The 13680-nt window shown below is 59.8% G+C and carries 13 protein-coding genes, 1 tRNA gene and 1 riboswitch; of the genes, 7 read left to right on the plus strand and 7 right to left on the minus strand.

Annotated elements, in window-relative coordinates; genetic code table 11:
- Entirely contained in the window at positions 1–621 is a 621-nt protein-coding gene (locus tag O3648_RS03710; protein WP_371568501.1) for a thiamine phosphate synthase, read from the minus strand.
- Between the two features lie 353 nt (positions 622–974).
- Positions 975–1045: transfer RNA gene (locus tag O3648_RS03715), tRNA-Gly, on the minus strand.
- A 153-nt stretch (positions 1046–1198) separates the two neighbouring features.
- Here O3648_RS03715 and dcd point away from each other — a divergent pair.
- Positions 1199–1798 carry a dCTP deaminase gene (gene dcd / locus O3648_RS03720; protein ID WP_279741670.1) on the plus strand — a complete coding sequence of 200 codons (600 nt, stop codon included), beginning with the start codon at positions 1199–1201 and terminating at the stop codon, positions 1796–1798.
- 129 nt (positions 1799–1927) lie between these two features.
- Positions 1928–3208, plus strand: a complete 1281-nt coding sequence (locus O3648_RS03725; RefSeq protein WP_371568504.1) for a septin family protein — start codon at positions 1928–1930, stop codon at positions 3206–3208.
- A 203-nt stretch (positions 3209–3411) separates the two neighbouring features.
- Here the strand turns inward: O3648_RS03725 and O3648_RS03730 are convergent, their stop codons facing one another.
- Positions 3412–4836 carry an MFS transporter gene (locus O3648_RS03730; RefSeq protein WP_371568507.1) on the minus strand — a complete coding sequence of 475 codons (1425 nt, stop codon included), beginning with the start codon at positions 4834–4836 and terminating at the stop codon, positions 3412–3414.
- 162 nt (positions 4837–4998) lie between these two features.
- Positions 4999–5229 carry a DUF4235 domain-containing protein gene (locus O3648_RS03735; protein WP_279741673.1) on the minus strand — a complete coding sequence of 77 codons (231 nt, stop codon included), beginning with the start codon at positions 5227–5229 and terminating at the stop codon, positions 4999–5001.
- A 266-nt stretch (positions 5230–5495) separates the two neighbouring features.
- Positions 5496–5596, plus strand: a riboswitch (TPP riboswitch).
- 58 nt (positions 5597–5654) lie between these two features.
- Here O3648_RS03735 and O3648_RS03740 point away from each other — a divergent pair.
- The 4 genes from O3648_RS03740 (at position 5655) to O3648_RS03755 (ending at position 9970) form a co-directional block, all read left to right on the plus strand.
- Entirely contained in the window at positions 5655–6287 is a 633-nt protein-coding gene (locus O3648_RS03740) for an ECF transporter S component (protein ID WP_371568510.1), read from the plus strand.
- 74 nt (positions 6288–6361) lie between these two features.
- Positions 6362–7984 (plus strand): ABC transporter ATP-binding protein, encoded by a 1623-nt coding sequence (locus O3648_RS03745; RefSeq protein WP_279789782.1) that lies wholly within the window; start codon positions 6362–6364, stop codon positions 7982–7984.
- A complete protein-coding gene (locus O3648_RS03750) occupies positions 7981–8778 on the plus strand; it encodes an energy-coupling factor transporter transmembrane component T (RefSeq protein WP_279741677.1) in 798 nt (265 codons plus the stop codon). Before O3648_RS03745 ends, O3648_RS03750 begins: the two co-directional genes overlap by 4 nt.
- 289 nt (positions 8779–9067) lie before the next feature.
- Positions 9068–9970: an aminotransferase class IV gene (locus O3648_RS03755; protein ID WP_371568514.1), complete on the plus strand. Its 903-nt coding sequence runs from the start codon at positions 9068–9070 to the stop codon at positions 9968–9970.
- A 237-nt stretch (positions 9971–10207) separates the two neighbouring features.
- On the opposite strand, the gene O3648_RS03760 is transcribed toward O3648_RS03755, so the two are convergent.
- Positions 10208–11473 carry a multidrug effflux MFS transporter gene (locus O3648_RS03760; protein WP_371568517.1) on the minus strand — a complete coding sequence of 422 codons (1266 nt, stop codon included), beginning with the start codon at positions 11471–11473 and terminating at the stop codon, positions 10208–10210.
- Between the two features lie 632 nt (positions 11474–12105).
- Here O3648_RS03760 and O3648_RS03765 point away from each other — a divergent pair.
- Positions 12106–12252, plus strand: coding sequence for a hypothetical protein (locus tag O3648_RS03765; RefSeq protein WP_314079221.1), 147 nt, complete (start codon positions 12106–12108; stop codon positions 12250–12252).
- Positions 12253–12346: 94 nt separating this feature from the next.
- On the opposite strand, the gene O3648_RS03770 is transcribed toward O3648_RS03765, so the two are convergent.
- Both O3648_RS03770 and O3648_RS03775 read right to left on the minus strand, forming a co-directional pair.
- The gene (locus O3648_RS03770; protein WP_314079224.1) at positions 12347–13015 is read right to left on the minus strand and encodes a hypothetical protein; all 669 of its coding nucleotides are present in this window, start codon (positions 13013–13015) and stop codon (positions 12347–12349) included.
- Positions 13012–13503: a low molecular weight protein-tyrosine-phosphatase gene (locus O3648_RS03775; protein WP_371568520.1), complete on the minus strand. Its 492-nt coding sequence runs from the start codon at positions 13501–13503 to the stop codon at positions 13012–13014. Before O3648_RS03775 ends, O3648_RS03770 begins: the two co-directional genes overlap by 4 nt.
- Positions 13504–13680: the final 177 nt, after the last annotated feature.

The raw sequence follows: 13680 nt of genomic DNA on the forward strand, positions 1-13680 counted from the left end.
CTATGCCTGCAGTGCGGGGTTGTCGACGAAGGCGCGGACCATGGCGATTCCGGCGACTCCGGTGGTGCGGATGGCAGGGCAGTCTTCGGGGGTGATGTCGCCGATAGCTACGGTGGGTACGGCGGACAGCTCGGCAAGTTCGCGGAGCCCATCAATGCCGAGGGGCGGGCGGTTGGACTGCTTGGTGGGGCTGGGGCGGAATGGCCCGGTGCCAATGTAGTCGATCAGGTGCGCGATCTTGTTCGATTCTTCGACGAGCTGCCGAGTGCCGGTGGTCAGACCGATGATTGCGTCGGTGCCGAGGAGGGCGCGGGCGTCGGCTACGGGCAGGTCGTCTTGACCGATGTGCACGCCGTCAACGCGCACGCCGCGGGCACGCAACGCGAGGGCGACATCAACACGGTCATCGATGAGCAGGGTCTGGTGGGGTTGGATGATGCCGGCGATAGCTTCGGTGAGCTGGTAGAGCTCGCGCGCACTGATGGGTTTGGAGCGAACCTGAATACAGGTGGCATGTTGTGCCTGCTTCACGGTTTCGAGGGGGTTGTCTCCGGTGACAAGGTAAAGGCTCAGATCGAGGGGGGTTGAGGGGGTGGTGTAGGGGTGCGTTTCGCGGTTCATGCGGGTCTACGATTCGTCGTCAAGTAGATGTTTTTGAGAAAATCTCTCATTGAATTTCTGTGGCCAGAGTAGCACAGCTGTGTGCTGAATTGAACAATTTTCAAGCTTTTTGATGTGCGCGTGCTTGGCGCGCTATACACTTCTTTCGCTCCTGCAGGAGCTAGGAACATACCGCCTCAACCCGTCGAGGCTATGAGAAAAGCCTCTTACTATGAAGTAAGAGGCTTGAGGAGAGCGGCTGACGGGCTGGAGGGCGGAAATCCCGAGCGTGCGAGGGAATGTATTTCCACCTGGAAGCGATTCCCGCTTCAGCTGCAAAAAGCTTCTTACTGTGGGGTAGAAGGCTTGAGGAGAGCGGCTGACGGGAATCGAACCCGCGTATCAGGCTTGGGAAGCGTGCGCTCTACCATTGAGCTACAGCCGCATCTTTTTCAGTGTAGCGCGCCTGCTTGTCGGGGGTGAAATATATTGCGATGCTTGTTGGCGGTGCGGCCGGGGTTGGAATGTGATGTAGGACTGTGTACTGGGGCTGGTGGATGCCTGCACGTGGGTGGTGTTTGCCAGGTATCCTTTAAGCGTGCTTATTTCAGATCGCGATATTCGTCAAGAGATTGCTGATGGGCGCATCGTTCTTGAACCGTTCGATGAGTCGATGATTCAGCCTGCAAGTGTGGACGTGAGGATTGATCGTTTCTTCCGTCTGTTCGACAACCACAAGTACCCGCATATTGATCCTGCTCAGCCGCAGGAGGATTTGACGCGCCTGGTGGAGGTGGCTCCTGATGAGCCGTTTATTTTGCATCCGGGTGAGTTTGTATTGGGTTCTACGTATGAGAAGGTGACCCTGCCTGATGATGTGGCTGCCCGTTTGGAGGGTAAGTCGTCCTTGGGTCGTTTAGGTCTTCTGACTCACTCTACGGCTGGTTTTATTGATCCTGGTTTTTCTGGGCATGTGACGCTTGAGTTGTCGAATATGGCGACTTTGCCGATTATGTTGTGGCCGGGTTCTAAGGTTGGTCAGTTGTGTTTCTTCCGTTTGAGTAGCCCGACTGAGCATCCGTATGGTTCTGGTGCGTATGGTAACCGTTACCAGGGTCAGCGTGGCCCGACTGCTTCGCGTAGTTATTTGAATTTTCATCAGACGATGATTCCTACGGACGGTTCTGTGGAGTCTTAGTCTTTCCCGCTTTGGGGTGCGGGTGTACAGGCTGTGTGTTTGTGCGCCTGCGTTGGGCGGTTTTTTACCTGTGTGCTCGTGCGTTCACTCGCGTGCGGGTTTTTATCTCTCACTCTCTAAGGATTTTTGATGAATCTGAAGCCTGCTGTTTTGCGTGTTGCTGGCGCGGAAGTTCCTTTGTGTCTGATCGATATGTCGGACTCTTTTGTGGAGCGTTTTAAGAAGGCGTGGGAGCCTCTTACCCCGGAGTTTTTTGATACTCCTGATGAGGCGTATGCTTCGTTGTCTCGTTTTGATCAGGTGATGCTGGTTCATGCACCGACTGATGAGTCGGTGATGGATTTGGCGAATCCGTTGATGGGTTCGTTTGATAAGGTGTCGACACTGCGTGTTGATAATGATGACGCGGGTATGCAGGAATTGACGAGCCGTATTACGTTGGCGATGATTGAGCAGCTGGTTGGTCGCGGTGTGATGCTGCATGCGGCTGTTATTGGTGACCCTGAGTCGAAGCGCGCTGTGGCGCTGGTGGGTGTTTCTGGTAGCGGTAAGACGACTGCATCGCGTTTCTTGGGTTCGAAGTTTGCGTACCTGACTGATGAGACGGCGATTATTTCAGATGAGGGTGTTGTGTCGCCGTATCCGAAGCCGCTGTCTGTGATTGTTGACCCGAATGCGCCGAAGGATCAGCAGAACCCGGTGGATTTGGGTCTGAACGTGGTTGATCGTGATGACCTCAGCTATAAGCTGTCGCGTATTGTGTTCATTTCTCGTAATGAGTCGGCTTCTGAGCCGTATTTTGAGCGTGTTCCGCTGCATGAGGCTCTGGTGTTCTTGAGTGAGCAGAGCTCGGGTCTGGCGCGTCACCCTGAGGGTGTTGTGTCGCTGGCTAAGCTGGTGGAGCGTTGCGGTGGCGTGTGGCGTCTGGTGTACTCGGAGGTTGAGGATACTCTGCCGCTGGTTCAGGATCTGCTGAATGGTGGTGAGCTGCCAAATGCTGATGAGGTTGAGAAGCTGGAGAAGTACACGGTTGAGGATTACCTGCCGGGTGTGTTCTTGAACGGTACGATTGCGGTGTCTCGTATGCCGGGTACTTCGGGTGTGCGTGTGGGTGAGGACGGCCCGTTCTTGCTGCTGCGTGATACTGAGCTGAATGAGCTGTCTGATTTTGCGGCTGAGTGCTGGCTGCAGGCTGAGGGCGACATTTCGTACGATGACCTGTTTGCCCGTCTGGCTGAGATTTTTGAGGGCCTGCCTGCTGAGGCGTATGACGAGAACTTGCGCGCCCTGGCGGCTGGTTCGATGTTGTGGGTGCGTGCGATTGATGATCCGCTGATTGATGACGCAACCTGGGTTCAGCTGAGTAGCGATGAGGTTCTGGACGATGAGGACGACGTGGTGGAGAACTAGCGCCACTGCGGCTCTCTAGCATAGCTCTCTGAGCTCCGCTTGATAAGCATTGCTTAAGCACAAAGGGAGGGGCGGGTAGAAGATAATTCTTCTACCCGCCCCTCCCTTTGTGTTCGCGGAATTGCGTTTGCAAGGTTGCGTTTGTGGGACCTGCAGGACGCTTAGACCCGCGGCACATACCCGAGCAACCTTACCGGGTGGCCTTATTGGGTAGCCTTGTCGCGGCGCTTCTGCTCACGGCGAGCAGCACGCACACGCAATGCGCCCGGCGCCTTCACCGGCAGTAACAGGAGCAAACCCGCCACCACAACAATCAGAATACCGAGCACACCCCAAATCTGTGCTCCCATGATGCTCACGCACAAACCGAACAGCATCGGTGCCAGGAAGCTGGTAGCGCGACCGGTGGTCGAGTACAGGCCGAACAGCTCACCCTCAGTGCCAGGCTCGGCAAGGCGAGCCAGGAAGGTGCGGGAGGCCGACTGTGCCGGGCCCACGAACAGGCACAGCAGCAGGGCGCATACCCAGAACACGCCAGGCTGAGGGAAGAACAGCAGCGGGGTAGCCGCCAAGATAATTCCGACCAGTGAGATAACAATAATTGCCTTCGGGCCTAGGTAGTCATCCAGGTAGCCGCCCAGAATAGCACCAACTGCGGCGACAGCGCTACCGGCAATACCGAACAGGATCACATTGGAAGTGCTGAAACCGAACGTACCCGCAGCGAGAATACCGCCGAACGTAAAAATACCGGACAGGCCATCACGGAACACTGCCGATGCTACCAGGAACCACAGGGTCTGCGGGGACGTCATCTTCAAGCGACGAATCGTGCGCCACAGTGCCTTATATGAGGCGAGCAGGCCGCCTTGACGAGCCGGGGAGAAATGCTCCAGACCCAGCTCCAGGAAACGCAGCTCGCGGGTGGGCAGCACCTCCGGTAGGAAGCGCTTGCGGGTGCGCATACGCACCAGCAGCGGCAGGCAGAAGACCAAACACCAGGCGGCAGCGAACAGCGCAACCGCACGGATATTCAGGGCGTTATCGGTGGTTAGGCCGAGTACCTGAGGGGTAAGCACAAACCCCCACAGCACCACAGCCAGTGCCAGGATGCCGCCAATGTAGCCGGCCGCCCATCCGGCGCCCGAAATCTTGCCGATATTTTCCGGATGGGAGATACGCGGCAGCACGGCATTATAGTTTACGTAGGCGAACTCGCTGAATACGCTCGCAGCAGAAATCAGGGTGACACCCAACCATAGGTACTGTGGAGTGGGGGCCACGAAGAAGCAAGCCGCCATGGAACTGACCAGCAGCATGGTGTTCACGCCGAGCCAGAAGATGCCGCGGCCAGACTTGTCGTTACGCTGACCGGTGACCGGCGCCAGGATAGCAATAAGGAAACCGGCGATAGTCAGGCCCAAAGACAGCGCCGAGGAGGTCTCCTCGGGAGTGCCGAAGTAGCTACTGGTCAGGTACACGGTGAAGATGAAGGTCGTCATAATCGAGTCGAAGCTCGAGGAACCAACATCCCACATGACCCAGGAGGTGACCGAGCGGCGGCTGTTTGCGTGGTCAATGACCCTACGCGGAGCCTTCGCCTTAGGGCGAGAAGAAGAAATAGTCATAGTTGTGCTTTCAGATGCCGAGGCGAAGCTTCAGCGTACCGGTGGCATGAAGCCGGCTGAAGTAGAGCGGGCGTGCTGAAAATGGAACGCCAGGCGGTACGTACCGAGTGAAGATACGTACCGCCTAGCTCATAACTATCGCGCGGAAGGCGACAAATCTCATTAGAAGAAACGACGCTGCAGGCGAGCAATACCGAAGCTCGCCACAGCACCTACGACGGAGGTCAGAACGGTCCAGAGGATGACCTGACGCAGGGTATCTTCAGACTCCTGGGAAATGGCGGGAGGCTGGTTGCCGGTAGCCTTGGTCCAGGCTGCGCTCAGGCCCTTGCCGATCAGGGCTGCTACGCCCATGTTGATACCCGCAATAGCAAGCTTAGCGACGGGGTTCATGTGTATCTCCTTAGCTGTATACGATGTGGCGTCCTACCCGTGAACCTCTTCGGGGTTGGGTGAGAAAAGAGCGCCACTCCCTAGCGTATAGGGTTTAAGGCGTTTGTGCCGCCTGGGAGCCTCTCCGTCCCAAAATTGTATGCCGTTCAATTCTGTAATGTGGGCAGACGAAGGGAACAAAAAGCGGCAAATTGGCATGAACAGCCAGACACGCCTACAATCAAACCTGGGTTCCCGCCCACACCACAACGGTACGGACAAAGAACCCCACACGACAGGGGAGCGCCACCACGGCGCTGAGAGTGCTAAGCAGACCCTCGAACCTGATCCGGTTAGTACCGGCGTAGGGAGTCGAATTTCTTCTCAATGCCCTCGTCCATTAAGAGGACGAGGACATTCCCCTTCCAACGACGGAAGGACCACCTATGTCACAGAACGTAACCCCCGCCTCCCAGGTACCTGCACAAGCAGAAGCGAAGAAGCCGAACCTGCGCTGGCGAGTTAACGAGATCGTTATTGCCGCAGTTATCGCAGTAGCCTGCGCCGTCATCTTCTGGATCTGGGACATCGCAGTTAGCCCCGCAACCAAAACCGCACTCGTAGCAGCACCCGAATTCCGACCCATCATCGGCGGCGCGTGGCTGCTTGGCGGCACCCTCGGCGGCCTGCTTATCCGCAAACCCGGTGCAGCACTCTTCTGCGAAATCGTCGCAGCATTCATCTCCGTGCTCTTCACCGGCGGCGCATGGAGCGGTGAAATCCTGCTCGCAGGCCTCTTCCAGGGCATCGGCGCTGAAATCGCCTTCGCAATCTTCCGCTACCGCCGCTGGAACGCAACCATCGCCATCTTCGCCGGTGCACTCTGCGGCCTGTTCATGGGCGGTAACGAAATCTTCATCTACTACCCCGACATGGAACCGGTCAAGGCAATCATCTACGTAGCATGCTCCGTCATCTCCGGTGCAGTCATCGCAGGCTTCCTGGCGTGGATTCTCGTGCAGAACCTCGCCAAGACCGGTGTGCTCTCCTCGCTGGCATCCGGCAAGACCCGCCGCTAACCACCAGCAACTAGCCACCAACAAGTCACCACTCGGCACACTACAGCAGCCACATAAAAGGCTAAGGAAGCATCATGGAAGCAACACCGCGCGGGGCGCGCATCGAGCTCAACAACTTCAGCTGGCATCACCCCGGACGCCCAGAACCCGTCATCAGCGGACTCAACCTCACCATCAACCCCGGTGAAAAAGTCCTGCTACTGGGCACCTCCGGCGCCGGCAAATCGACGCTCCTGCACGCCATCGCCGGTGTGCTCCACGATGACGACGGCGAATCCGCCGGCGGCACCATCACCATCAACGGCAAAGAACCCGGTGAAGCACGCGGCACCGCGGGCATGATGCAGCAGGACCCCGAATCCTCCATCGTCATGGCAACCGTCGGCAACGACGTCGCATTCGGCCCCGAGAACCTGCGCGTACCCCGCGAAGAAATCTGGGGCCGCGTCACCGAAGCCCTCACCGCCGTAGGGCTCAACAACCTACCCCTCGACCACCCCAGTAGCGCACTGTCCGGCGGACAGAAGCAGCGCCTCGGCCTGGCGGGCATCCTCTCGATGCACCCCGGCGCCATGATCCTCGACGAACCCACCGCCAACCTCGACCCCGCCGGTGTGCGGGAAGTACGCGACAGCATCCTCTCTGCCGCGGAGGCGACCGGCGCGACCCTACTCGTCGTAGAACACCGCGTGAGCATCTGGGCACCGCACATGGACCGCATTATCGTGCTCGGCGCAGGCGGCACCATCACCCACGACGGCGCACCCGACACCGTGCTCACCGAAGCACGTCAAGACCTCATCGACGCGGGCGTATGGGTACCCAACTACGTGCCGCGCGCACCGCAGACCGGCAGCGATAACCAGAGCGGCGAGGCTGTAACCGGCGAGGCGCTACTGCGCGCCGAAAACCTCAGCATCACCCGCGCACAACCCACCCCCAAACAACGACGCGCACGCCGACGCACCATTAAACACCTCGGCGACACCCCCGCACCCGCACCCATCGACCTGCCCGTACTCCGCAGCGGCATCAACCTCACCCTGCACGCCGGCGAACACCTCAGCGTGCTCGGACCCAACGGCGCCGGCAAATCAACCCTAGCCCTCACCCTTGCAGGGCTCCTCACCGCACCCGACGGCACCCTCACCGCCACCGATGCGCTATGTAACCACCACGGTGACGGCGAGCGAGAAAACAGTGCCCACTGGGACATCCCCACCTGGACCCCCGCCCAAATGCTCAGCCGCATCGGCTACGTCTTCCAAGAACCCGAATACCAATTCATCCGCGGAACCGTACGTGAAGAACTCGAACTCGGCCCCCGCCGACTCGCCGCACTCACCCGCGAACCCCTCAACGAAGACGACCTCGCAGCCCGCACCAACGAGCTTGCAACCCGCCTACGCCTCACCCACCTACTCGACGCCAACCCCTTCACCCTCTCCGGCGGCGAAAAACGACGACTCTCCGTAGCCTCTGCACTCGCCACCGCACCACGAATCCTCATCCTCGACGAACCCACCTTCGGCCAAGACGCACGAACCTGGGCAGAACTCGTCGACCTCATCCGCGAACTACTCACCAACGGCACCGCCGTCATCTCCATCACCCACGACGAAGACTACACCGCCGCACTCGGCGGCAATCACATCACCCTACCCGCCCTCACCACCCCCGGAAAGGAGAACGCATGAACACCGACTTCTTCGGCACCATCGACCGAACCAGCTACTTCAGCAACCTCAACGCCGGCGTAAAACTCATCGTCTCCTTCACCCTCATCATCGCCGCACTCATCGTGCGCGACCCCCTCACCTCCGGCATCCTCTTCGCCCTCGAACTGCTCGGATTCATCCTCGTCGGATTCCGCCCCGTCAACGTTCTCGCCCGCTTCTGGCCCATCCTCATCGCCGTCATCACCACAGGCTGGTCCGTCGCCATGCTCAGCGCCAAAAGCGGCACCACCATTCTCGACCTCGGCTTCAACAGCATCACCACCGACTCCGCCGCCGTCGGTGCAGCCATGATGATCCGCTCCCTCGCCATGGTCCTACCCACCCTCGCGTTCGTGCTCACCACCGACCCGACCGACCTCGGCGATTCCCTCGCACAAACCTTCAAACTGCCCTCCCGGTTCGTGCTCGCCACCGTCGCCGCCCTGCGCCTCGTCGGCATCCTCTTCGCCGAATGGAATGCCCTCGGCCAGGCACGACGCGCCCGCGGACTCGGTGCAGGCCAGTCCCTTATTGGACGTGCACAAACCTTCGGCGGGCAGAGCTTCGCCCTGCTCGTGCAGGCCATCCGCCGGGGCTCCCGCCTGGCTATCACCATGGAAGCGCGCGGCTTCGGCGCAGGCGAACGTACCTGGGCGCGAGTACCCTCCTATTCGCCGCGTGATGTGCACGTGAGCATTGCAGCCGCCATCATTATCGCTGTTGCGTACGGTGCATCTATTGCGGCGGGTACGATCCAGTTCCTCTGGGGCTAGTTCGTTCCGTTTCTGGTTCCGCTTGGGAGACGGTATTCGTCCCCGTTCCTACAGGGGCACCCGCCCTCGCTTCGCTTCGGGCACCCTGATGTCACTACGGACGATACCGTCCTCCCGCGCTAGGACATAGATAAGGAAGCGCCTGCCCCCTTCCTTCGCTCCTACAGGGGACCCGCCCTCACTTCGCTTCGGGCACCCTGATGTCGCTTCAGGAAGGTACAGACACCTCCGGAAAACGCGGCACCCTCCGAGCCCTTTCAGGAACCAGTAGCGAACGTACAATAAAACTATGTCTAGTATCGTAATTCTTCTGAACGAGCAGAACCCTCAGGGCATCTTCGTTGACCCGTCCGTGCCCCTCATCAGCGTTGATGATCAGGGCTTCACCCGCGGCGACGGCGTCTTCGAGACTATGCTGTCCGTCAACCGCCGCGTGCGTAAGCTCGGCATGCACCTGTCCCGCCTCGAGTCGTCGGCGCGCATGCTGGATTTGCCTGACCCGGAACCTGAGATTCTGCGTTCGGCGGTAGAACGCCTCATGCGTGAGGCGACCGCCGGTGCCGAGACTGTGCTGGGCGAAGAACACATCGTGAAGATTATTATTTCGCGCGGCCCCACCCAGGCGGTGACTTCTATGCAGCCGGGCCCGTACACGCTGATTATGGCGTCGCCGGTGCCCGCCTCCATTGTGAAGCGCCGCACCGAGGGCGTGAAGGCGATGCTGCTGCCGCGCGGCCACGAGCCGATGGATAATAGCGCCTACCCGTGGCTGCTGGCGGGTGCGAAGACCCTCTCCTACGCGGTGAACATGGCGGTCCTGCGGTACGTGCAGGAGCGCGGCGCGGACGACGCTATCTTCATCACCGACGAGCGTCGCGTGCTGGAGGGCGCGACCTCCTCAGTGCTGGTTGCGAAGATTGAGGACGGCAAGAAGGTGCTGTACACGCCTGAGCCGAGCCACGGTATCCTCCCCGGCACCACGCAGGGCGCGGTGTTTGAGGCGGCACGCCAGGCTGGTTGGGAGCTGGGCTTCGGTCCGCTCTACCCGCAGGATTTGTTTGAGTCGGACGGCGTGTGGTTGGCGTCGTCGGTGCGTCTGATTGCGCCGGTGACTCATCTGAACGGTACGGCGCTGGCGCATGACCCGGAGCTGACCGCTACGCTACTGAGTTACCTGGCGCAGCAGAGCTAAACGCATCAGAAAAGGGACGCCGCATATTTCCTCCGCGCCTACGCAGGGGCACCCGTCACCCGGACGCTCTGCCCCTCCTTGGTTCGCTGCGGAGAGCGCCCGGGCTGACACCCTGAGGGTGCTTCCGGAAAACGCGGCAGCCCCTGCGCCCATGCACGGGCACAGCAAAGCCCCGGATGCGCAACCCTTAGCGGGTCGCCCAGCCGGGGCTTTAGCTATACAAAAATCAGCAACAGGTTAGTGGCCCGCCGGAGCGCCGTGACCTTCACTAGCGCCGTGGCTCAGACCGTCCGCCGAGTAGTCCGAATCCTTACGCGGCGTAGTCCACAGCACCAGCGCCGTCAGGACCGCGAAACCCAGAATGGAGAAGCCCATCGGCAGGTACTCATGCTCACCGGCAAACGACACCAGCGGTGCTGCCACCGCACCCAGCATCGCCTGAACCGTACCCATCACCGCCGAAGCACTACCCGCCATGTGGCGCGCCTCGTTTAACGCCAACGCCGAAGCATTACCAAAAATCAGACCGCACGAACTGGTCAGCAGGAACAGCAGAATCAGCGTCGGCACCAGCGAAATACCGACAAGGAAGCTAACCAACAGCAGCGAAGACACCACGAGCAGGCTAACCACACCGATGTTTACAATGCGGCGCTGCGCCACACGGCCAACCAGCTTCGTCGCAATCGCACTGAACAGCACAATGCCAATCGAGTTCACACCGAACACGATCGTGAACTCAGTCTCGGACAAGCCCAGAATCTTCTGCAACACAAACGTCGAACCGGAAATGTACGAGAATAGCGCACCAAACGCGAAGCACATCGTCAACATGAAACCCATGTAGCGGCGCACCTTCAGCACCTTCGGCAGCTCCGAGTACACGCTTAGGGCGGTGCCCTGGTAGCGTTCCTCCACCGGCAGGGTCTCCTTAATCACGAAGATCACGCCGAGCATCATGACCGCGGTAATCACGCCCAGCACATGGAAAATATCGCGCCAGTTACCCCACGACAGCACCCAACCACCAAACAGCGGCGCAAGCACCGGCGCGAAGCCGTTAATCATCATCATGACGCCCATGAGCTTAGCCGTCGCCAGACCCTCAGTCGTATCAGCCACGATAGAACGCGCCAGCACCGCACCAATCGAACCGGTGAAGCCCATCATGAAACGCGCAAAAATCAGCAGCTCAATATTCGGCGCGAAACCACACGCCACCGTCGCAATAAAGCAGATGACCGCACCGATCAGTAGCGGCTTGCGGCGGCCCGTCTTATCCGAGAGGGGACCCACAACCAGCTGGCCAAGCGCCATACCCACCATGAACGCGCTCAACGTCAGGGATGCGTTCGTGCTGGTGGTGTTCAGATTCTCAGCAACAGCGGGCAGCGCCGCCAGGTACATGTCCGTAGCGAGCGGCGCGATAGCGGTCAGCATCGCCAGAACAACAATGAAAAGGGGTGATAGCCCGAAAGAGGTCTTAGTCGACTTCGAAGACATTAGTCCTTAGTTTTTCTTTCTACGTGATGCGCGTGCAACGGCGCCTGCGGCTCTACAAGACATGGATGCGGCGGTACCGCTCCGGGGGTGAGTTTGCGCAGGCTGGAAGCACAACTTGTTCACGGTAGCAGAATTGGGCGTGGCTTCGTAAGTTAAACGTTTGACATTTTTTAATTTGGGGGCGGGACGGGTACGCAGAAGGGGGGTGTTATCCACGCTCCTACAAGGGTTAGGGGAGGGTACGCCACATATTTCCTCCGCGCCTACGCAGGGGCACCCGTCGCACAGACGCTCCGCCTCTCCTTGCTTCGCTACGGAGAGCGTCTGTACGATACCCTGAGGGCGCTTCCGGAAAACGTGGCTACACCCTACGCGTACTGGAGCAAAAGGGCGGTGTTATCCACGCTCCGTTGGAGAGATAACACCGCCCCTTGAGCAGTTTGCTTTAGTTTGCCAATCAGCAACCCCCAGCCCATGTAGAAATATTTGAAAAATATTCTTGAGAAGCATTGCTCGGTGCGACCGCATAACTTACATTGGTCATATCACGCGATACGACCGGAGGGACACCTCAGATGCGCACCCACTATTACAAATATTTGCTATGCATCCTGCTACTCATAGCTTGCGTCTTGCTCGTAATCTTTGCCGTGCTTTCCAACAACAACCCGGGTATCGAAAAAGACGGCACTGCCTCCACACACGCGCCGAGCAATACCTCAACCTACTGGGATAAAGACCGCATGGAATCCGCTAGCCCGGCTCCCATGCCCGAATAAAACAGCGCCTGAATAAAACTGCCTCTGAATAGCCGTAGGGCCCAATGCTTCGAGATACACGAAGCATTGGGCCCTACTGTCTTGTAGACGGCTGTTACTGCGCCGCACTGTCGTAGATGAAGTCCACGGTCGCGTAGTCCTCCGGGATTTCGGCGAGTAGCGCCTCCTCCTGCTCCGCCCAGCGTTCCCAGTGCGGGCGGAACGTGTCACCATCACGAGACATGGCGCGTTCGTAACGCACCTCGTCCGGGGCGGTGGCGAGGATACGCACCTCGCAGGCGCCAGCAATCGCGCCGACACCCTCACAGATGATGACCTGCGTAGCCGCCGGGTCGACGGTGCGCACCTCACCGGGGGCGCCCGCCTCCCAATCCCACGGGGTGTAGGTCCCGGCAATACCTTCGGTCAGCTGCACGGATAGCGCGTCCCACGCCTCCACGCCGTCGAAGAGGCCGTCCCAGCCGGGGTAGAAGTCGTCCAGGTGCAGCACGTGCACGCTGTGCCCGGCGGCGGTGAGTTCCTGCTCAAGCTGCGCGGCGAGGCTGGTTTTGCCGGTGCCGCTGCGGCCGTCAATGCCGATAATCAGCGGAATCTGCGCGAAGTCGGCGAGAAACTGCTCACGGAATTCGGTAAATTCGGCGGTGTCCATGTCAAAGTCGTTGCCGATGCCGTGCTCCAGGCGCAGCATATCTTTGCAGAGCTCCAGGATTTCGGTGGTGCCGGTGACGCGGTGGTTCTGGTTCAGGGGAATACGCTGACTCACTGGGCGTCGCCTTCCTGCTTGAGGTGGTTGATGAGGCCGCGTGCGGCGGCGTCAATGAGGCCGGTGGTGTACACGAAGTCGCGTTCGCTACCGTACCAGGGGTCGTAGATGCCGAGCTGGTCCAGGTGGGTGGTGGTGACCTTCGGGTCGAAGCTGCGCATCATGCGGATCTTGGTCTTGTCAGCCTCGTTGCGGGCGAGGGCTTTGAGGCGCAGGTAGTGGGGTGCGTCCATGGCGAGGATGAGGTCGTTGCGGTCGAAGTCCTCGACGGTGAAAACGCTGGCGCGGTGCGTGGATGAGTCGATACCGCGGGTGGTGAGCTGCGCGGCGGCGCGCGGGTCGATGTGGTTGCCTTCTTCTTCGTTGCTGATGCCGCTGGAGGTGACGGTGACGGGCACGCCGGCTTCTTGGGCGTGCTGGCGGATGAGGTATTCGCCGACGGGGGAGCGGCAGATGTTGCCGGTGCAGACAGTCATGATTCGGTACATGGTTCTAGTGTATCGGTGAGGTAACGGAAGGTTGGGCGCGGTGGGTGATTGGGAAGGCTTTGCAAGCGGCGCTTTGGGCAGCACGGTGACGGGCGGATGCGCTCGCCGGTAGGCTGTCACCGCCGGACCCGGGCGTGCCAGGGCACGCAAAGGCCCCGCCGGTGTGGGGGCCGGCGG

This window comes from Rothia sp. 27098_8_161, from assembly GCF_041432905.1.
Lineage (GTDB): Bacteria > Actinomycetota > Actinomycetes > Actinomycetales > Micrococcaceae > Rothia.

Excerpts from the sequence above, each read along its gene's own strand:
- O3648_RS03740 (WP_371568510.1), top strand. The coding sequence starts at position 5,655 with ATGTCACAGAACGTAACCCCCGCCTCCCAGGTACCTGCACAAGCAGAA.
- O3648_RS03730 (WP_371568507.1), bottom strand. The coding sequence starts at position 4,836 with ATGACTATTTCTTCTTCTCGCCCTAAGGCGAAGGCTCCGCGTAGGGTC.
- O3648_RS03735 (WP_279741673.1), bottom strand. The coding sequence starts at position 5,229 with ATGAACCCCGTCGCTAAGCTTGCTATTGCGGGTATCAACATGGGCGTA.
- O3648_RS03755 (WP_371568514.1), top strand. The coding sequence starts at position 9,068 with ATGTCTAGTATCGTAATTCTTCTGAACGAGCAGAACCCTCAGGGCATC.
- O3648_RS03775 (WP_371568520.1), bottom strand. The coding sequence starts at position 13,503 with ATGTACCGAATCATGACTGTCTGCACCGGCAACATCTGCCGCTCCCCC.
- O3648_RS03760 (WP_371568517.1), bottom strand. The coding sequence starts at position 11,473 with ATGTCTTCGAAGTCGACTAAGACCTCTTTCGGGCTATCACCCCTTTTC.
- O3648_RS03710 (WP_371568501.1), bottom strand. The coding sequence starts at position 621 with ATGAACCGCGAAACGCACCCCTACACCACCCCCTCAACCCCCCTCGAT.
- O3648_RS03725 (WP_371568504.1), top strand. The coding sequence starts at position 1,928 with ATGAATCTGAAGCCTGCTGTTTTGCGTGTTGCTGGCGCGGAAGTTCCT.
- O3648_RS03745 (WP_279789782.1), top strand. The coding sequence starts at position 6,362 with ATGGAAGCAACACCGCGCGGGGCGCGCATCGAGCTCAACAACTTCAGC.
- O3648_RS03750 (WP_279741677.1), top strand. The coding sequence starts at position 7,981 with ATGAACACCGACTTCTTCGGCACCATCGACCGAACCAGCTACTTCAGC.